The sequence below is a fragment of the Tistrella mobilis genome, from assembly GCF_041468085.1.
Classification (GTDB): domain Bacteria; phylum Pseudomonadota; class Alphaproteobacteria; order Tistrellales; family Tistrellaceae; genus Tistrella; species Tistrella mobilis_A.
In genome coordinates this window covers 953,268-972,049 of sequence record NZ_CP121017.1, presented here as the reverse complement: position 1 = coordinate 972,049, position 18,782 = coordinate 953,268, and the positions used below count along the sequence as shown (strand labels likewise).

The window sequence follows — 18,782 nt, the reverse complement described above, 5'->3', positions numbered from 1 at the left end:
GACACCAAGCGCCAGGCATGTCTCCCACCGTCGTCATACATCATGTTGCCTGGCAACCGTCGGATGAACGATATGAGCTGAGTGCCGCAAGGAGCCCGGAAGGTCAGGCCTTCCGGACTCTGAACGATGGCAGCCCTCCATCAACCACGCCTTCCCACAACCTCAAGCACGATGTATTCCTCAACCTTTTCTTTATATTCCAACTGTGCTGCATGATATCGGGCAGCTTTGGATATACTCCCCGATATGACGACTCCAGCTATATCCTTCGCGATCTCCATCAGCAGACCGCCGGTGGAAAATCCGTTAACCAGAACATCAAGAGCATATTGAACATCCCTGGAACGAATACCGTTCACGTTATCCGTAGATTCGACAAATTGCTCATGTATATAATCGACATGTGATATCCATTCATTTGTAAAGTTCGCGATATTCTGAAATTTCTGATCAAAGCCGTATTCATGTCCTATGTATCGCTGAAGCTCAGCAACCCCTTGTAAATAGGCGCGTCCAATATTTTGCGGCGAGTCATACAAAGCAGCATCTTTGCAGCGTCCGGCATACACCAGATCAATAACCTGCTGTTGATGCCGGGCAATCGGCTGCCCCCAAACCTCACGTCCTAACCGCGCCATGACCAACCTCCCCCAGCTGCAAAACACAACCAATGATTGAATTGTATGACTTAAAGGATTCCTGAGTCAATATTTCTCGAATTTTAATAAAATACATGCCAGTGCATGAGGATGACGCGACGCTGGATTGGTCGAGAGAGCGAAGGATCCCCCTTTGCCACCCGTTCCTGTCATCCGCACATCCCGCCCCCACCCCATGCCCCGGCCGGAACATCCTGGCCCATCCCAACCTCCCCCCCTGGCCCTGTCCCCCTTTGCCCTGCCCTCATAGCGTCGTGAAGACCGCTGCTGATGAGGGAACCCGATGTCCGAACCGATCAAGGTCTTCCGCGCCCGGAAAATCCTGACCATGGCGCGCAACCGCCCCGTCGCCACCCATGTGGCGATACGTGAGGGGCGGATCCTGGCGGTGGGTGATGCCGAAGATGCGGCCGGCTGGGGAGCCCCGATCGATGATCGCTTTGCCGACAAGGTGCTGATGCCCGGCCTGGTCGAGGCGCATTGCCATGCGATGGAAGGCGCGGTCTGGGCCGATACCTTCCTCGGCTTCTTCCCGCGCCATTCCCCCGAAGGCAGCCTGGAAGGCGGGATCAGGTCCATCGAAGACGCGGTCCAGCGCCTCCAGCGGGCGGAAGCAGCGCTCACCGATCCCGATCAGCCGCTGCTCGCCTGGGGCTTCGATCCGATCTATTACGGCGGCGCGCGCATGACCCGGCATGATCTGGACCGGGTCTCGACCACCCGGCCGGTGCTGGTCATGCATGCCAGCTTCCACATCATGAACGTCAACACCGTGGTGCTGGACCGGGGCGGCCTCTTCCAGGTGACCGGCGTCGAGGGCATCCTGCGCGACGGCCAGGGCGACGTCACCGGCGAGTTGCAGGAAATGGCGGCGATGCAGTATGCCCGCCAGGCCGTGGGCGCGAAATTCGCCCTCACCGAAACCAGCATCGCCTCGCTCCGCCGTTTCGGCCGCTCCGCCACCAATGCCGGCGTCACCACCTGCACCGATCTTTACGCGCCGCTCGACGATGCCGCACTCGATGCCTATGTCGCCGCCACCACGGCCGAGGATTTCCCGGTGCGGATCGCCCCGGCCATGGCCGCCGCCGCCTGGGCGCCCGAGGCCGGCATCGCCCGCATGGCGGTTCTGAAAGAGCGCGCCAACGACAAATTCCATCCGGGCCTCGTCAAGGTGATGACCGACGGCTCGATCCAGGGCTTCACCGCCCGGCTGAAATGGCCCGGCTATCACAACGGCGCCCCCAACGGCATCTGGAACCAGCCGCCGGCCGTGCTGAAGGCGCAGATGAAGGCCTATAACGCCGCCGGCATCCAGATGCACATCCATGTCAATGGCGACCAGGCCTCGGAATTCGCCATCGACTGCCTGGCCGAAGCCCTGGCGGAGGCCCCCTTCCCCGATCATCGCCATGTGCTTCAGCACTGCCAGATGGCCGATGCCGCGCAGTTCCGGCGCATGGCGGCGCTCGGCATCGCCGCCAATCTGTTCGCCAACCACATCTATTACTGGGGCGATCAGCACGCCGCCCTGACCATGGGCCCCGATCGCGCCCGGCGCATGGATGCCTGCGGCACGGCCATGGCCGAAGGGGTGCGCTTCGCCATGCATTCCGACGCGCCGATCACCCCGCTCGCCCCCCTCTTCACCGCCTGGTGTGCGGTCAACCGGCAGACGGCCACCGGCCGCGAGCTTGGCCCGGAAGAGAAGATCAGCGTCGCCGACGCGCTCCACGCCATCACGCTGGGCGCCGCCTGGCAGCTGCGTCTCGACCATGTCGTCGGCTCGATCGAGGTCGGGAAATATGCCGATTTCGCGGTGCTGGAGGACGATCCCACCGGGATCGCGCCCCAGGCGCTGAAGGATGTCCGGATCTGGGGCACCATCCTGGGCGGCACGCCGCACCAGAGCGCGATCGGAGCCGCGTGATGTCGCCCCCGCCTGCGACCATACCGGTCTCGGTGATCGGCGGCTTTCTCGGCAGCGGCAAGACCACGCTGATGAACCGGCTGCTGGCCGAAAGCCCGGCCCGCACCGCGGTTCTGGTCAATGATTTCGGCGAAATCAACGTCGATGCCGCCGTCCTCAACTCCGGCGACGGCCTCACCTTCGAACTCGCCAATGGCTGCATCTGCTGTTCCATGGCCGACGGGCTCGCTTCCGCCATCGCACGGGCGGTCGCGGCCGCCCCGGCGCGGATCCTGATCGAGACCAGCGGTGTGGGAGAGCCGCGGCGGGTGGCCGAATACGCCCTGCTCGACCCGGCCCTGCATCTGGATCTGGTGGTGACGCTCGCCGATGCCGCCAACCTGCCCGACCAACTGGAAGATCCGCTGGTCGGCGACACCGTCGCCCGCCAGTTCGACGGCGCCGATCTGATCCTGCTCAACCGCGTCGACATGGCCGGCCCGCAGGCGCGCGATGCCGCGCGGGCGGCGCTGCGCCGCCTGGCCCCCGGCCGGCCGGTGATCGAAACCGTGCGGGCCGAAATCCCGGCCGCGCTGCTGGTGCGCGACGAGGTCACCATCTTCGCGGCCGCCCCGCACGGCCATCACCACGCCGGCCACGACCGCATCTTCCATCCGCTGACCCTGACCGACCCGCAGCCCTTCGACCGTGCCGCCCTGAACCGGGCGCTCGGCCGCCTGCCGCGCAGCCTGCTGCGCCTGAAGGGCTGGGTGCAGTTCACCGATGCCCCCCACCCCCAGCTGCTGCAATGGGTGCAGGGGCAGTGGGAATTCGGCCCCGACACGCGGGATCACGGCGCCCCGGATCAGGCGCCCGCCACCCGGCTGATGGCCATCGCCAGCACCCCCGGCCTCGATCTCGCCGCCCTGTTGCGCGGCGACGCAGACTGATGGCCGCCCCCCTTTTTCATTCTCGCCCCCGGAGCCCCGCATCATGACCGTGCAGACGTCCACAGCCCAGGCCGCCCCCATAGCCCAGGCCGCCCCCACAGCTCCGGCCGCCGACGCCATCATCGCCGCCTGGCAGGGCCTGAACCTGATCGGCGGCGAGCGCATTGCCGCCGCGGCGACCCTGCCGGTGATCGCGCCTGCCACCGGCGCAGACATCGGCGTCACCGCCGCATCCGGCCCGGCCGAAGTGGATGCCGCCGTCGCGGCGGCCCGGGCGGCCTGGCCCGGCTGGGCGGCGATGCCGGCCCGCGATCGCGGCCGCCGGGTCGCCGCCGCCGGCCGTGCCATCCTCGACGAGCTGGAGGATCTGGCCCGGGTGCTGGCGCTGGAAACCGGCAAGGCGATCCGCACCGAATGCCGGGGCGAGCTGCGCACCGCCGCCGACATCCTGGAATTCTATGGCGGGCTCGGATCGGAACTGAAGGGTGAGACCATCCCCTTCAACCCGCGCATGCTGACCATGACCACCCGCGAGCCGCTGGGCGTCGTCGCCGCGATCCTGCCCTGGAACGTGCCGCTGGTGCTGATGATGCTGAAGATCGCGCCCGCGCTGGTTGCCGGCAATACGGTGGTGGTCAAGGCCTCGGAAGAGGCGCCCTATGCCACCTTCGCCGCCGCCGCCATCCTGGCCCGCCACCTGCCGGCGGGCGTGATCAATGTCGTCTCGGGAACCGGCGCCCTCTGCGGTGCCGCCCTCACGAGCCATCCCGATGTCGCCAAGATCACCTTCACCGGGTCGGAAGCGGTCGGCCAGGCGGTCTACGAGGCCGGCGCCCGGCGGATCGTGCCGGTCAGCCTGGAGCTGGGCGGCAAGAGCCCGATGATCGTCTGCGCCGATGCCGATCTGGCCAAGGCGGTCGAGGGCGCGGTTTCGGGCATGCGCTTCACCCGCCAGGGCCAGAGCTGCACCGCCTCCAGCCGGATCTATGTCCATCAGGCGCTGTACGACGCCTTTCTGGCGGCGCTCACCGCCCGGCTCGACCAGCTGGTCATCGGCGATCCGCTCGACGAGGCGACCGATGTCGGCACGATCATCTCGGCGAAGCAGATGGCGACCATCCGCCGCTATCTGGATCTGGCCGAGGGCGACGGCGCCCGCATCACCCGCTGCGGCCGCCTGCCAGACGATCCCGCCCTCGATCCTGCGCTGTTCATGCAGCCCACCCTGCTCACCGACATCGCCGATGATCACCCCTGCGTGCAGGAAGAGATCTTCGGCCCCGTGGCGGTCATCCAGCCCTGGACGGATTACGACGCGGTGATCGCCCGCGCCAACGCCACCCATTACGGGCTTGCGGCCACGGTCTGGACCGCCTCTCTCTCCACCGCGCTCGATGCCACGCAGCGCATCGATGCCGGCTATGTGCAGGTGAACCAGAACCTGACCATCCAGCCCAATGTCTCCTATGGTGGTTTCGGCCGCTCGGGGCTCGGCAAGGAAGCCTCGCTGGAAGCGATGCTGGAGCACTTCACCCGCAAGAAGACCATCGTCATCAATTTCGACTGAGCCGGAGCCGGATGTCGGGCACCCTTCTTATCGTCGTTCCGGCCGTCTTCGCGGCGGCCATCCTTCGCGGGATCACCGGCTTCGGCTTCGCGCTGGCCGCCGTGCCGCTGATGAGCCTGGCCGTTCCCCCCGCCCAGGCCGTCGCGGTGGCGCTGCTGCTGCAAAGCTTCGTCGGCCTGCGCGACGTGGTGGCACTCAGGGCCGACACCGACCATCGCACCCTCGCCTTCCTGTCGCTGGGCGCGGTTCTGGGCACCATGCCCGGCATCTGGCTGCTCGACCGGTTGAGCCCGGATGTGATGCGCATCGTGATCGCCGGCGTGGTGATGCTGGGCCTGGCCGTGCTGATCGGCCGCCCCCAGGGGCTGCTGCGCCCGGGCCGCGGCAGCGCGGTCGGCGCCGGCCTGGTGGCCGGCCTGTTCTCGGGGCTCGCCGCCATGCCGGGGCCGCCGGCCATCGCCTATTTCCTCGGCACCGCCACCCCGGCGAAACGGGTGCGCGCCTCGCTGATGGTCTTCTTCTTCTTCACCTCGCTCATGGCCCTGCCGGGCCTCGCCCTGGCCGGCCAGCTGCATCGCGACCAGGTCGTCGCCGCCCTGGTGGCGCTGCCGGCGCTGATCGTCGGCACCTGGGCCGGCGGCCGGGTCTTCGCCCGGTTGAGCGAGGGCAACTACCGCCGCGCCGCGATCGGCCTGCTTGCGATCACGGCCGGCATCTCCGCCTTGCGGGGGCTGAACGGTCTGCCCTGACCGCGGCCCTCCCGACCACAAGACAGACGACCACAAGACAGACGACCCAAAAACAAGACCAGAGCTGACAGAGAGGCCGAAACGGCCAGATCGACCTGACAAGAACGGGGGACGGCATCACATGCTGAACAGACTGAAGCAGTTCACGCTCGCGGCCGCGGTCGCACTCGCCCTTGGGGCCACGGCGCTCGGCGGGGCGGGGGCCAAGGCGGCGCCCGAAGACGGCGGCACGCTGGTGGTCGGCACCACCCAGGTGCCGCGCCATTTCAACGGCGCCATTCAGTCCGGCCAGGCGACGGCGCTTGCCTCGACCCAGATCTTCGCCAGCCCGCTGCGCTATGACGCCAACTGGAACCCGCAGCCCTATCTGGCCAAAAGCTGGGAGGTGGCGGCCGACGGCCTGTCGGTGACGCTGCATCTGGTGGAGGGGGCGACCTTCCATGACGGCCAGCCGATCACGTCGGAAGACGTGAAATTCTCGATCATGACGATCAAGAAGAACCACCCCTTCACCACCATGCTGGCGCCGGTCACCGACGTCGAAACGCCGGACCCGCAGACCGCGGTCATCAAACTCGCCCATCCGCATCCCGCGCTGCTGCTGGCGATGTCGCCGGCGCTGATGCCGATCCTGCCCGAACACGTCTATGGCCAGGGCGACATCCAGTCCAACCCCGCCAACCTGAAGCCGGTCGGCTCGGGCCCCTTCGTCTTCGAGGAATACAAGCAGGGCGAATACTACAAGCTGAAGAAGAATCCGAACTTCTTCATCAAGGGCCGCCCCTATCTGGACGAGGTCATCGTCCAGATCATCGGCGACCCGACCAGCATGGTGCTGTCGATGCGCCGGGGTGACCTGGATCTGGTGCCCTATGTCTCGGCCGTCCGCGACATCCAGATGCTGCAGAAGACCGAGGGGCTGACCGTCTCGGACAAGGGGTCCGACGGCTTCGGCGCCCTCAACTGGCTGGCCTTCAACACGAAGAAGCCGCCCTTCGACAACCCGGATGTGCGCCGCGCGATCGGCTATGCGATCGACAAGAAGTTCATCCTGGACCGCCTGCTCGGCGGTGTCGCCCAGCGGGCCTACGGGCCGATCGTGCCCTCCTCGCCGCTCGCCACCGATCAGGTCGAACATTACGATCTGGATCTGGCCAAGGCGAAAGAGCTGCTCGACAAGGCCGGGCTCAAGCCCGGTGCCGATGGCGTGCGCCTGAAGATGACCGCCGACTACATCCCCGGCTTCACCGATCAGGGGCGCAACATCGTCGAATATCTGCGCACCCAGCTCCGTCAGGTCGGCATCGAGGTCGAGGTCCGCAATTCGCCCGACTTCCCGACCTGGGCGCAGCGCATCTCCAACTATGATTTCGACGTCACCGAAGACAATGTCTACAACTGGGGCGACCCGGTCATCGGCGTGAACCGCACCTATGTGTCGTCGAACATCCGCAAGGGTGTGATCTGGTCCAACACCCAGCAGTACAGCAACCCGGACGTCGACCGCATTCTGGAACAGGCCGGCCAGGAGATGGATCCGGCGAAGCGCGCGGCGCTCTATGCAGAGTTCCAGAAGATCGTCGTCGACGACGCGCCGATCCTGTACCTGAACGTCACGCCGTTCAACACGGTCTACAAATCCAACCTGAAGAACCCGCCGCTCACCATCTGGGGTGCCGCCTCGCCCATGGACGAGGTCTACTGGGACAAGAAGTAACCGTCTCTGCCGGCGCGTGGGTGGTGCGGCCTGCCTGGGCCGCATCACCCCCATCCATTCCCCCGCGCCCGCCCGTCCCACCCGATCCACGAGCCGGGGCACGACATGAAACGCCTGCTTCCCCTTTTCAGCCGCCTGGCATCGACCCTCGGCCTGCTGCTGGCGGTGGTGGTGCTGAACTTCCTGCTGATCCAGATGGCGCCGGGTGATCCGGTTTCGGTCATCGTCGGCGAGATGGGCGGCGCCTCGGAAGAGCTGATCGCCCGCATGCGGGCGGAATACGGGCTCGACCAGCCGCTGCACGTCCAGCTCGGGGTCTATGTCTGGAAGATCCTCCACGGCGATTTCGGCTTCTCCTATTATTTCAAGGAACCGGTGCTGTCGCTGATCCTCCAGCGGCTGCCGGCGACGATCCTGCTGGTGGTGACGGCACTTGCGGTCGCGGTGCTGGTCGGCACGCTGCTCGGCATCTTCTCCGCCCGCCGGCCGCGCGGCCCGCTCAACTATCTGGTGACGCTGGTCTCGCTCGCCGGGTATTCGGCGCCGGTGTTCTGGACCGGGCTGATGCTGGTCATCCTGTTCTCGTCGATCCTGCCGCTGTTCCCGGTCTCGGGCATGGCCGATGTCCGCGGCGCCGAAACCTTCCTCGGCGGCGTGGCCGATGTCGCCCACCATCTGGTGCTGCCGGCGGTGACGCTCGCCTCGATCTACATCGCGATCTATTCCCGGCTGTCGCGCGCCACCATGCTCGACGTGCTGGGGGCCGATTACATCCGCACCGCCCGCGCCAAGGGGTTGAGCGAGCGCCGCGTGGTCTATGGCCATGCGCTGCGCAATGCGCTGATCCCGGTGGTGACCATGGTCGGGCTGCAATTCGGCCAGCTCTTCGCCGGCGCCGTGCTGGTCGAGACGGTGTTCAACTGGCCGGGCCTCGGCCGGCTCGCCTTCGAAAGCATCCTGCGCCGCGACTATCCCACCCTGCTCGGGATCCTGTTCTTCTCGGCGATCCTGGTGGTGGTGGCCAACATCCTCACCGACATCGCCTATGGCCTCGTCGATCCGCGCATCCGCACCCGCAAGCCCGCTGCCGCGCGCAAGCCCAAAGTCACCGGAGCCCCGCGATGACCGACCAGACCGCAACCGCCGCAGGCGTCTCCGCGCCGGCCGCCGACCCGGCCCCGGACGCACCGCGCCCGGTGCATCCGGCCGTCGAGTTCTTCCGCGCCTTCGCCCGCAACCAGTCGGCCATTCTGGGCATTCTGCTGCTGGCCCTGGTGCTGCTTGCAACCTTCGTCGGGCCGGTTCTCTACCCGGTCGATCCCTATTCGATGGTCGACGTGCCCTTCACCCCGCCCTTGGGCGACTACGCGCCCTTCGGCACCGATTATCTGGGCCGCGACATCCTGGCCGGCATCATCGCCGGCGGCCGGGCGACGCTTGCGGTCGGCGGCACCGCCGCCGCCATCTCGGTGGGGATCGGCATTCTGATCGGCTCGCTCGCCGGCTATTTCGGCGGCGTCATGGATGCGGCGCTGATGAAGGTGACGGAATTCTTCCAGATCCTGCCGCCGCTGCTGCTGGCCATGGTGCTGGTCACCATCTTCGGCGCCTCGCTGCCGATCATCACCGTCGCGATCGGCGCGGTCGCCTGGCCGCAGGTGGCCCGCCTTGCCCGGGCGGAATTCCTGCGCATCCGCAAGCTCGACTATGTCGCCGCCGCCCGCACCTCGGGCGCCCGCGACGCCTATCTGATCTTCCGGGTGATCCTGCCGGGCGCCCTGCCGCCGCTGGTGGTGGCGGCGGGCCTTGCCGTCGGCACTGCCATCCTGTTCGAAGCGGGGTTGAGCTTCCTGGGGCTCGGCGATCCCAACACCATGTCCTGGGGGCTGATCATCGGCCAGAACCGCAATTACCTGCTCGATGCCTGGTGGACCGTCACCCTGCCGGGTGTGGCGATCTTCATCACCGTCCTGGCGATCAGCCTGGTCGGCGACGGCATCAATGATGCGCTGAACCCCAAGCTGAGGAAGCGGTGATGGCCGATCCGATCCTCTCCATCCGCGACCTGAAGGTCGAGGTCGACATCGGCGGCCGGTCGCTCTCGGTCCTCGACGGGGTCTCGCTCGACCTCCATGCCGGGCGCACGCTGGGCGTGGTCGGCGAAAGCGGCTGCGGCAAGTCGATGACCGCACTCGCCACCATGGGTCTGCTGCCTGAACGCTTCGCGGTCACCGGCGGCGAGATCCTGTTTGACGGCGAAGACCTGACCCGCCTTGCCGCCCCGCGGCTGCGCCAGCTGCGCGGCAACGCCATCTCGATGATCTTTCAGGAGCCGATGACCTCGCTCAACCCGGTGATGACCGTGGGGCGGCAGATCGCCGAGGTGGTGGAACTGCATCAGGGCCGCAGCCGGGCGGAAGCGCGCGAGATCGCGCTGGAAATGCTGCGCGCGGTCCACATCCCCGGCCCCGAACAGCGGCTCGACGCCTATCCGCACGAGCTGTCGGGCGGCATGCGCCAGCGGGTGATGATCGCCATCGCGCTGGCCTGCCGGCCGCGGGTGATCATCGCCGACGAGCCGACCACCGCCCTCGACGTCACCGTTCAGGCGCAGATCTTCAGGCTGTTGCACGAACTCCAGATGGACACCGGCACCGCCATCCTGCTGATCACCCATGATCTGGGGGCGGTCGCCGACATGGCCGACGAGGTCGCGGTGCTCTATGCCGGCAAATGCGTCGAACGCGGCCCGGTCGATGCCATTCTGGGCGCCCCCTCGCATCCCTATACGCGCGGTCTCATGTCCTGCACGCCCCGGCTCCGGCTCGGCGCCGCCGCCCTTGAGCCCGATCCGCGCGGCCTGGGCGAGATCCCGGGCATGGTGCCGCCGCTCGGCCGCTTCCCGCGGGCCTGTCGTTTCGGCCCGCGCTGCGGCCTGGCCGATGCCCGCTGCCATGCCGAGGCGCCGCCGCTGGTGCCGACCGGCCCCGCCCAGGCGGCGCTCTGCTGGCACGTCACCCCCCATGGCACGGAGGCGCGGCCATGAGCCTGTTTTCGGTCGAAGACCTCAAGGTCCATTTCCCCCTGCCCTCGGGCAAGACCGTGCATGCGGTCGACGGGGTCAGCTTTCAGGTCGCAGAGGGTGAATGCTTCGGCATCGTCGGCGAAAGCGGCTCGGGCAAGTCCACCACCGCCCGGGCGCTGATGCGTCTGGTCGATCCGGTCGAGGGTCATATCCGCCTCGACGGCCATGATCTCGGCACCGCCTCGGGCGAGGCGCTGCGCCGGCTCCGCCCGATGATCCAGATGGTGTTTCAGGACCCGTTCTCCTCGCTGAACCCGCGGCTGCGCGCCGGTGCGGCAGTGCGCGAGCCGCTGGACCTGATGAATCTGGGGGCGAAATCCGACCGCGACGGCCAGGTCGACGCCATGTTCCGGCAGGTGGGGCTGCACCCCGATGCCCGCCGGCTGTTCCCGCACCAGTTCTCGGGCGGCCAGCGCCAGCGGCTGTGCATCGCGCGGGCCATGGTCACCAGCCCGAAACTGGTGGTCTGCGACGAGCCGGTCTCGGCGCTGGACGTCGCCATCCAGGCCCAGATCCTGAACCTGCTCAAGGGCCTGCAGCGCGATCGCGGCCTCACCTACGTCTTCATCTCGCACGATCTGGCGGTGGTACAGCACATCTGCACCCGGGTGGCGGTGATGTATCTGGGCGAATTCGTCGAACAGGCCCCGACCGGCCGGCTCTTCGCCAGTGCCCGCCACCCCTATACCTGGTCGCTGATGGCCTCGGCGCTGTCGCCGGAACGCCATGCCGGCACGGCGCCCGCGGAGCGCTTCACCATCACCGGCGAACCGCCGAGCCCGATCGACCCGCCCCCGGGCTGCCGCTTCGCCGGCCGCTGCCCCTTCGCCACCGACCGCTGCCGCACCGAAAAACCGGCCCTGCGCCGCTTCCCCGACGACCACCAGGTCGCCTGCCACTATGCCGGAGAACTGGAACCGCCGATCCCGGAACTCAGGGCGGCATGAGATGCGGGAGCAGCCGACCGTCAGATGATCGACGGTGCCGCCCCCGGCTGATCCTCAACCGTTGCGATACTGGAAGCTGTAGGCGTTGATCGCCGGCACCCCGCCCAGATGGGCATAGAGCACATTGGCGCCCGCGGGGATCCGGCCGGTGCGGATCAGGTCGATCATCCCCTGCATGGATTTGCCCTCATAGACCGGGTCGGTGATCATGCCCTCGGTCCGGGCGGCCAGCCGGATCGCCTCGTTGGTTTCGGCCGACGGCACGCCATAGGACGGGTAGGCATAGCCCCGTTCCAGCACCACGTCCTCGGCCGTCACCGGCCGGCCCAGCCCGACCAGATCGGCGGTGCGCTGTGCAATCCGCAGGATCTGGGCATGGGTTTCGTCGGGCGTGGCCGAGGCGTCGATGCCGATCACCTGGCGCGCGCGACCGTCGGCGGCGAAGCCCACCACCATGCCGGCCTGGGTGCTGCCGGTCACCGAGCAGACGATGACATAATCAAAGCGCAGCCCCAGCTCGCGCTCCTGCGCCCGCACTTCTTCGGCGAAGCCCACGAAACCCAGCCCGCCCAGGCGATGATCCGACGCCCCGGCCGGGATCGCATAGGGCCGGCCGCCGCGGCGGCGGACATCCTCCAGCGCCCGTTCCCAGCTTTCCTTGAACGAGATGCCGAAGCCGGCATCGACCAGCTCGACCTCGGCGCCCATGATCCGGCTCATCAGGATATTGCCGACCCGGTCATAAACCGCATCGTGATAATCGACCCAGTTCTCCTGCACCAGCCGGCAGCGCATCCCCAGCTTCGCCGCCACCGCCGCCACCTGACGGGTGTGGTTGGACTGGATGCCGCCGATGGTGACCAGCGTATCGGCCCCTTCGGCCAGGGCCTCGGGCACCAGATATTCCAGCTTGCGCAGCTTGTTGCCGCCGAAGGCCAGGCCCGAATTGCAGTCCTCGCGCTTGGCCCAGATGGTGACGCCGCCGCCCAGCGCCGCCGACAGCCGGTCCAGCCGCTCGATCGGGCTTGGGCCGAAGGTCAGGCGATGACGCGCGAAACGATCCAGATTCATGGTCGCAACCTCCCTCGAAAGTTGCGGGCGGCTCCCTCCGCCCACCCTGGAATCGTGTTGCGGACATCGCGTCAGGGCAAATGCGTTGTGATCCGGAACTGTCGAGGAATCCGTCGTGATCTCGACATGATGCCTGTCTGAACTGCATGATTCTCACACAGGACGCAATTTTCCTGCGCCACCCGGAGGGCCCGCCATGGACGGCGATCACAGTCTGGATCGTATCGACCGCAACATTCTGCGCCAGCTGCAGCGCGATGCCGATCTGCCGAATACGGAACTGGCCCGGCGGGTCAATCTCAGCGCCACCGCCTGTCTGCGGCGGGTGGAAAAGCTGAAGGCCCAGGGCATCATCCGCCGCACCGTCGCCATGATCGATCCGGAAGCGGTGGACATGACCACGCTGGTCTTCGTGGGCGTGGTGCTCGACCGCTCCACACCCGAAAGCTTCGAGGCCTTCGAAACCGCGGCCCGCAGCCTCAGCGGCTGCCTGGAATGCCATCTGGTGGCGGGCGAGGTGGATTACTTCCTCCTGCTCCGCACCCGCGACCTTGCCCGCTTCAACAAGCTGCACGCCGGAGAGATCATCAAACTGCCCGGCGTGCGCCAGATCCGCACCTTCTTCGTGCTCAAAGAAATCCTGTCGACCACCGAGCTGCCCGTGTGAGGGGGCGGTGTGACGGGGGGCTCAGCCTCGCTCCGCCTCCTTTGCCTCCGCAGCCGCCGGCACCACCGCCTGGCCCACCGGCCCGTCCTCTTCGGTGCCGGTGATCAGCCGGGCGCCGCGCTGCAGGGTCAGATAATCCCACAGCCATTTGAAGGCCACGGCGATGCGGTAGCGCAGCCCGACCAGGAAATAAACATGGGCGATGCCCCAGAACATCCAGCCGGTAAAGCCGGTGAGCTTCAGCCGGCCGCGTTTCACCACCGCCGAGCGCCGGCCCACCGTCGCCAGATCGCCTTCATGGCGATAGGCGAAGGGTCCGGGCGCCGGTGCCCCGGCGACTCGGGCGCGGATCACCTGCGCCACGTAATCGCCCATCTGCTTGGCGGCCGGCGCGATGCCCGGCACCGGCCGGCCCTCGGGGCCGGTGACGGCGGCGGTGTCGCCGATGGCGAAGATGTCGGGATGGCCCGGCACGCTCAGATCGGGCGTCACCCGGATCCGCCCGGCGCGATCGCGCGGCGCCGCGATCCAGCCGCCGGCGGGAGAGGCGACCACGCCCGCGCCCCAGATGATGGTCGAGGCCGGGATCCGCCCGCCCTCGATCGCGCTGCCGGGGGCCGGCGTCACGCCCTCTGCCAGGTCCACCGACACGCCACCCTCATCGCAGGCCGTCACCCGCGCGCCGGTCGCGACCTCGACGCCCATGCCCTCCAGCGAGCGGCGGGCATAATCCGACAGATCCTCGGGGAAGGCGGGCAGGATGCGCGGCCCGGCCTCGACCAGCACGATGCGGGCGGCGCGCGGATCGACCAGCCGGAAATCCGGCGGCAGCACCTTGCGGGCGATCTCGACGATGGCCCCCGCCATCTCCACCCCGGTCGGGCCGCCGCCCACCACCACGAAGGTCAGCAGCCGGCGCCGGTCTTCGTCCGACCGCGCCATCTCGGCCCGCTCGAAGGCGAGCAGGATCCGCCGCCGGATGGTGGTCGCATCCTCGATCCGCTTCAGCCCGGGCGCCGCCCCCGCCCATTCATCGTGGCCGAAATAGGAATGGGTGGCACCCGTGGCCAGGATCAGGTGGTCATAGGGGATGCGCGCCGCCCCGGCCCGCAGCTCGCGCCGCACGGTGTCGACGCCGTCCACCTCGGCCATCAGCACCGTGACATTGGCCTGCCGGCGCAGGATGGTGCGGATCGGCCAGGCGATATCGGCCGGCGACAGCGTCGCGGTCGCCACCTGATACAGCAGCGGCTGAAACAGGTGATGGTTCTGCCGGTCGACGACGATCACCTCCACCGGTGCCCCGTCCAGCGCCTTCGCCGCCTGCAACCCGCCGAAGCCGGCACCTGCGATCACCACCCGCGGCCGCCGTCCACTGGTGCGAACCTCGCCGGGCGGCGGGGCGGTGGTCACCTCGGGCGGATGAAGATCGGGCATGATCCGGCTCCTGCTGCTGTGGCGCATTATCATATGGGCAGACATCCCCCCACCCGCCACCCGAACCACGCCCGGACCCACCGGTTCCCCCCGGCCCCCGCTCCCCGCGCATATCCCCTTGTAACCACTCCACACCCGGGGCAATCATGGCCTCACCTGCCCCGATTTCCGCGAACCCCAGGCACACGTCGCACCCCTTTCGGGTGCGCGGACCTCCCATCACCACTGCGGATCACAAATGCCCGGAAAGCAGATGGTCAGCCCGGCAGCTCGTCGTCATAGGCCCGGGACGAGTCCGGCGGGCGAGAGACGTCCACTGCGGCGATATCCGCCTGGGTAAAATCCGAAAGGCCCATGACCTGACGGTCCCGGCGCCTCAGCCGACGATATTCCTCCGCCGAGATAAGGACCGAGGCAGCATGACCGTGACCGGTGATCAGGACCGGCTGCATTTGCGCCACAGCCTGATAGCAGGCCAGATTCCGCTCGAACTCCGTCGCGCTGACCTTGAGCATCTCGCCCCCCAGCCTTGAAATACGGATCTCCCACGAGCTATGAGGTTCGCAATTTTCTGTCAAGGGCGCCGGATGCGTTCAGCAGAAACACAACCTTCAGTCCAGCTATCGACAAAATATCTACGGGGGCTCGATGATGTCGTCAGATCCATGATTGGCCGGATCTGCCAACCCATGCCTGTGACGCGGTGGCCGATTGAAACCCGACATCCCGACAGCCATACTCTGAAAATTGAGCAGACCCGGTACCCGAAGCTCCGGGTGGACAAAAACCGGCCGACCGCTCCGGGAAGCATGGATGTCGCCGGATCAGGAGGTAAGAGATGGCCGCTACCAGCAGAATCTCTGTCGCACTCACCCCCGAATTGACCGGCGCCGTTCATTCCGCGGTCTCTTCCGGAGAGTATGCGACCGCGGCCGATGTCGTGCAGGATGCCGTGCGGGAATGGAAGGAGCGGCGTGACCTGCTAGGCTACACGGTCGAAGAGCTGTGCGCAGCCGTGCAAGAGGGGCTTGAGAGCGGCCGCAGCACGCTTGCGACCATGGCGGACGTCAAAGCTGAGGCACGGCGGCGGTTCGAGGCCGCCAGGCAGGGCCAGGACTGATGACCTACCGGCTCGTCCGCAGCCGTCGAGCCGACCGTGACCTGATCGAAATCTGGTCGTATATCGCGCAGGAAAATCCCGACGCTGCGGACCGGACACTCGACCTGATTGAGCGCCATTGGTGGCGCCTTGCGCGATATCCTGAGTCCGGGGCAACGGTTGGGGCCAGGCTGCCGGGCATCCGCAAGCTGACAACCGGTTCTTGGCTGACACTTTATCGTGTCGTCGGTGACGATGTCGAAATCGTACGTGTCATGCATGGTCGACGCCATATCGACCAGACCATCCTCTGTGACAATGACCTGTGAAGGGGATAGGTCTCCCTGTCCTCCGCCAGCTGTAGACATCGGCTCCACGACATGCCTCTGAAAAAAAGAAAAACCGCCGGAGAGTCCCCTCCCCGGCGGCATTCCGTCCGTTCCTGGCCGTCCGCCCCGTCCGCTTACCCGGCCCGAAGCTGCCGGGTCACCGCGCCGACATTTTCCGACACGTCGCCTACATCGCGGGCGACCTGGGTGATGCTGGCGGAAATCTCGCGCGCCGCCGCGTCCTGCTCGGCCACCGCCGAGGCGATGGAGGCCGAGATGGTCTGAACCTCGCCGATGGCGGCCGAGATGGCATGGATCGCATCCACCGTGCGGGCGGCCTCGCGCTGGACCGAGGCGATCTGTTCGACGATCTCGTCGGTGGCGGAGGCGGTCTGCTGGGCCAGGTTCTTCACCTCGCCCGCGACGACCGCGAAGCCCTTGCCGGCCTCGCCGGCGCGGGCGGCTTCGATGGTGGCGTTCAGCGCCAGCAGATTGGTCTGGCTGGCGATGTTGTTGATCAGCTTGATGACCACGCCGATGCGCTCGCCGGCCGCAACCAGGGCCTGCACCGTCTCGTTGGTGCGCGTCGCCTCGTTCGCGGCCGTCGCCGAGGCATTGGCGGCCGCGCTGGAGCGGGCGGCAATCTCGCCCACCGAGGCCGAGAGTTCCTCGGTCGCCGTCGCCACGACCTGGGTGTTGGCGGTGGCCCGATCGGCCGAACTGCCGACCCGGGCCGAGAGCGTGTCGGCGATCTCGTGGATGCCCTTGCGGCGATTGGCCTCGGCGCGCTCGTTCTCAAGCTCCGCCATCTTCTGGGCATGGATGTCGATCAGCGAACCGCAGGCGCGCAGCGGGTTGCCCTTGGCATCGCGGGCCACGCCGCCGATCGCCTTGAACCAGCGCCAGCTGCCGTCCTTCATCTTCAGCCGATAGGCGACGTCATAGCCGGTACGGCCGCTGCGGTCGTTCAGGCAGGCGCCGAAAGCGGCAAAGGTCGCCGCGGTATCCTCGGGGTGGATCCGGTCGGACCAGGCGTTCACCTTGTCGGGAAAGCCGGTCAGATCATCCGATCCGAAGCCCACCAGGCGGCGGAACTCGCCCGAAAAGCGCCACTGCGCCTTCGGATGCATGGCGTCGCCCTCGTAGAGCTGGGCGTCCCAGAGGCCGATACCGGCATGGCGCGACAGCAGGGCCATGCGCTCGACATCCACCTTCTGGTCATGCACGTCGATCAGCGAGCCGCAGGCGCGCAGCGGGTTGCCCTGGGCATCGCGGGCCACGCCGCCCACCGCGCGGAACCAGCGCCAGGCGCCGTCCTTCATCTTCAGCCGGTAGGTGACGTCATAGCCGGTGCGGCCGCTCTTGTCGTTCAGGCAGGCGGCGAAGGCATCGAAGGTATAGCCGGAATCCTCGGGATGCAGCCGGTCGGACCAGGACTGCACCTTGTCGGGAAAGCCCTGCCGGTCGCCATGGGCGAAGCCCACCAGCCGGCGGAACTCGTCCGAAAAGTGCCACGAGGCCTTGGCGTGCATCGCGTCGCCCTGATAGAGCACCGCATCCCACAACCCCACACCGGCATGCCGGCCGAGAAGCTCCATCTGACGAGCCGCTTCTCCGTCGGCTCCCTCCATACCGTCATTCTTCCGCCAGAACATGATGCGCGCCTGTTGATGGTGTGAACCTGCGCAGCATCTTCATGTGCGGGCGATGAAGAATACGTTAAGGGCCTGAACTTGCGACGAAGCGCCGCAATGCCTGCAGAATATTCAGGAAAGCTGCCCTATCTTGTCGGGGTGCATGGTTTTCTCTCGGTGGTTTCTTATGATAGACAGTGTTCCCGTTCAGTGCCCGCCGATGAAGGCCGCCAGCTCCGGCGTACGTTGCGCTGCGAAAAGTTCGGCAGGCGCACCGCGCTCGTGAATCCGGCCCTGATGCATGAACACCAGCTCGTCGCAGACCTCGCGGGCGAAGCGCATCTCGTGGGTGACCATCACCAGGGTCATGCCCTCTTCCGCCAGCCGGCGCACCACCGCCAGCACCTCGGCGACGAGTTCGGGGTCGAGCGCCGAGGTGATCTCGTCGCAGAGCAGCACCTTCGGCCGCATCGCCAGCGCCCGGGCGATCGCCACGCGCTGCTGCTGCCCGCCCGACAGCTGATCGGGCGTGTGATCGAAGCGGTCGGCGAGGCCCACCTTGGTCAGCATCTCGCGCGCCACCGCCTCGGCCTCGGCCGTGCCCATCTTCTTCACCACCTTCAGCGACAGCATGACATTGCCGCCGGCCGACAGATGCGGGAACAGGTTGAACTGCTGAAAGACCATGCCGACCTTCAGCCGCAGCGCCTTCAGCTCCCGTTCGCTTTCGCGGCCGTCGGCGCGTTCGCCATCCACCGTCACCACGCCGTCGGTCGGCCGTTCCAGGCCGTTGATGATGCGGAGCAGCGTGCTCTTGCCCGATCCGCTGCGGCCGATCAGCGCCACCACCCGGCCCTCTTCGACCGAAAGATCGACCCCCTTCAGCACTTCGACCGGGCCGAAGCTCTTGCGGATGCCGGCAAGTTCGACCAGCGGCCGCAGATGATGTGCCGGCGACATCG

At 67.2% G+C, this 18,782-nt stretch carries 18 protein-coding genes; 12 read left to right on the top strand and 6 right to left on the bottom strand.

What is annotated here, in order from left to right; all coding sequences use genetic code 11:
- Window positions 1-140: 140 nt before the first annotated feature.
- Window positions 141-638, bottom strand: a complete 498-nt coding sequence (locus P7L68_RS10245; RefSeq protein ID WP_372004837.1) for a hypothetical protein — start codon at window positions 636-638, stop codon at window positions 141-143.
- 304 nt (window positions 639-942) lie between these two features.
- Here P7L68_RS10245 and P7L68_RS10240 point away from each other — a divergent pair, with 304 nt between their 5' ends.
- The 9 genes from P7L68_RS10240 to P7L68_RS10200 all read left to right on the top strand — a co-directional run bounded on the left by P7L68_RS10240 (window position 943) and on the right by P7L68_RS10200 (window position 11,583).
- Window positions 943-2,589, top strand: a complete 1,647-nt coding sequence (locus tag P7L68_RS10240) for an amidohydrolase (protein WP_372004835.1) — start codon at window positions 943-945, stop codon at window positions 2,587-2,589.
- Window positions 2,589-3,518 carry a GTP-binding protein gene (locus tag P7L68_RS10235; RefSeq protein WP_372004832.1) on the top strand — a complete coding sequence of 310 codons (930 nt, stop codon included), beginning with the start codon at window positions 2,589-2,591 and terminating at the stop codon, window positions 3,516-3,518. The genes P7L68_RS10240 and P7L68_RS10235 overlap by 1 nt, the downstream gene beginning before the upstream one ends.
- Before the next feature lie 43 nt (window positions 3,519-3,561).
- A complete protein-coding gene (locus P7L68_RS10230) occupies window positions 3,562-5,085 on the top strand; it encodes an aldehyde dehydrogenase family protein (RefSeq protein WP_372004829.1) in 1,524 nt (507 codons plus the stop codon).
- A gap of 11 nt (window positions 5,086-5,096) precedes the next feature.
- Complete coding sequence (locus P7L68_RS10225; protein ID WP_062763592.1) at window positions 5,097-5,834, top strand: sulfite exporter TauE/SafE family protein; 738 nt, start codon at window positions 5,097-5,099, stop codon at window positions 5,832-5,834.
- A gap of 121 nt (window positions 5,835-5,955) precedes the next feature.
- Window positions 5,956-7,551 carry an ABC transporter substrate-binding protein gene (locus P7L68_RS10220; RefSeq protein ID WP_372004826.1) on the top strand — a complete coding sequence of 532 codons (1,596 nt, stop codon included), beginning with the start codon at window positions 5,956-5,958 and terminating at the stop codon, window positions 7,549-7,551.
- A gap of 105 nt (window positions 7,552-7,656) precedes the next feature.
- Window positions 7,657-8,676 carry an ABC transporter permease gene (locus P7L68_RS10215; protein ID WP_372004823.1) on the top strand — a complete coding sequence of 340 codons (1,020 nt, stop codon included), beginning with the start codon at window positions 7,657-7,659 and terminating at the stop codon, window positions 8,674-8,676.
- Complete coding sequence (locus P7L68_RS10210) at window positions 8,673-9,587, top strand: ABC transporter permease (RefSeq protein ID WP_372004821.1); 915 nt, start codon at window positions 8,673-8,675, stop codon at window positions 9,585-9,587. The genes P7L68_RS10215 and P7L68_RS10210 overlap by 4 nt, the downstream gene beginning before the upstream one ends.
- On the top strand, window positions 9,587-10,597 hold the full coding sequence (locus P7L68_RS10205; protein WP_372004819.1) for an ABC transporter ATP-binding protein: 1,011 nt from the start codon (window positions 9,587-9,589) through the stop codon (window positions 10,595-10,597). The genes P7L68_RS10210 and P7L68_RS10205 overlap by 1 nt, the downstream gene beginning before the upstream one ends.
- Entirely contained in the window at window positions 10,594-11,583 is a 990-nt protein-coding gene (locus tag P7L68_RS10200) for an ABC transporter ATP-binding protein (protein WP_345958366.1), read from the top strand. Before P7L68_RS10205 ends, P7L68_RS10200 begins: the two co-directional genes overlap by 4 nt.
- 54 nt (window positions 11,584-11,637) lie before the next feature.
- On the opposite strand, the gene P7L68_RS10195 is transcribed toward P7L68_RS10200, so the two are convergent.
- Window positions 11,638-12,654, bottom strand: a complete 1,017-nt coding sequence (locus P7L68_RS10195; protein WP_372004817.1) for a 1-aminocyclopropane-1-carboxylate deaminase — start codon at window positions 12,652-12,654, stop codon at window positions 11,638-11,640.
- A gap of 196 nt (window positions 12,655-12,850) precedes the next feature.
- Between P7L68_RS10195 and P7L68_RS10190 the strand changes: the two genes are divergently transcribed.
- On the top strand, window positions 12,851-13,321 hold the full coding sequence (locus P7L68_RS10190; RefSeq protein ID WP_372004814.1) for an Lrp/AsnC family transcriptional regulator: 471 nt from the start codon (window positions 12,851-12,853) through the stop codon (window positions 13,319-13,321).
- A 21-nt stretch (window positions 13,322-13,342) separates the two neighbouring features.
- Here P7L68_RS10190 and P7L68_RS10185 read toward each other — a convergent pair whose 3' ends face one another.
- Window positions 13,343-14,758, bottom strand: coding sequence for an NAD(P)/FAD-dependent oxidoreductase (locus P7L68_RS10185; protein ID WP_372004812.1), 1,416 nt, complete (start codon window positions 14,756-14,758; stop codon window positions 13,343-13,345).
- 257 nt (window positions 14,759-15,015) lie between these two features.
- Window positions 15,016-15,273: a type II toxin-antitoxin system Phd/YefM family antitoxin gene (locus P7L68_RS10180; protein ID WP_372004809.1), complete on the bottom strand. Its 258-nt coding sequence runs from the start codon at window positions 15,271-15,273 to the stop codon at window positions 15,016-15,018.
- Between the two features lie 323 nt (window positions 15,274-15,596).
- Here P7L68_RS10180 and P7L68_RS10175 point away from each other — a divergent pair, with 323 nt between their 5' ends.
- Window positions 15,597-15,878, top strand: coding sequence for a type II toxin-antitoxin system ParD family antitoxin (locus P7L68_RS10175; protein ID WP_372004807.1), 282 nt, complete (start codon window positions 15,597-15,599; stop codon window positions 15,876-15,878).
- A complete protein-coding gene (locus tag P7L68_RS10170; protein ID WP_372004804.1) occupies window positions 15,878-16,186 on the top strand; it encodes a type II toxin-antitoxin system RelE/ParE family toxin in 309 nt (102 codons plus the stop codon). The genes P7L68_RS10175 and P7L68_RS10170 overlap by 1 nt, the downstream gene beginning before the upstream one ends.
- A gap of 134 nt (window positions 16,187-16,320) precedes the next feature.
- On the opposite strand, the gene P7L68_RS10165 is transcribed toward P7L68_RS10170, so the two are convergent.
- Window positions 16,321-17,784 carry a PAS domain-containing methyl-accepting chemotaxis protein gene (locus P7L68_RS10165; protein ID WP_372004801.1) on the bottom strand — a complete coding sequence of 488 codons (1,464 nt, stop codon included), beginning with the start codon at window positions 17,782-17,784 and terminating at the stop codon, window positions 16,321-16,323.
- A gap of 243 nt (window positions 17,785-18,027) precedes the next feature.
- Window positions 18,028-18,780: an amino acid ABC transporter ATP-binding protein gene (locus P7L68_RS10160; RefSeq protein WP_372006812.1), complete on the bottom strand. Its 753-nt coding sequence runs from the start codon at window positions 18,778-18,780 to the stop codon at window positions 18,028-18,030.
- Between the last annotated feature and the right edge of the window lie 2 nt (window positions 18,781-18,782).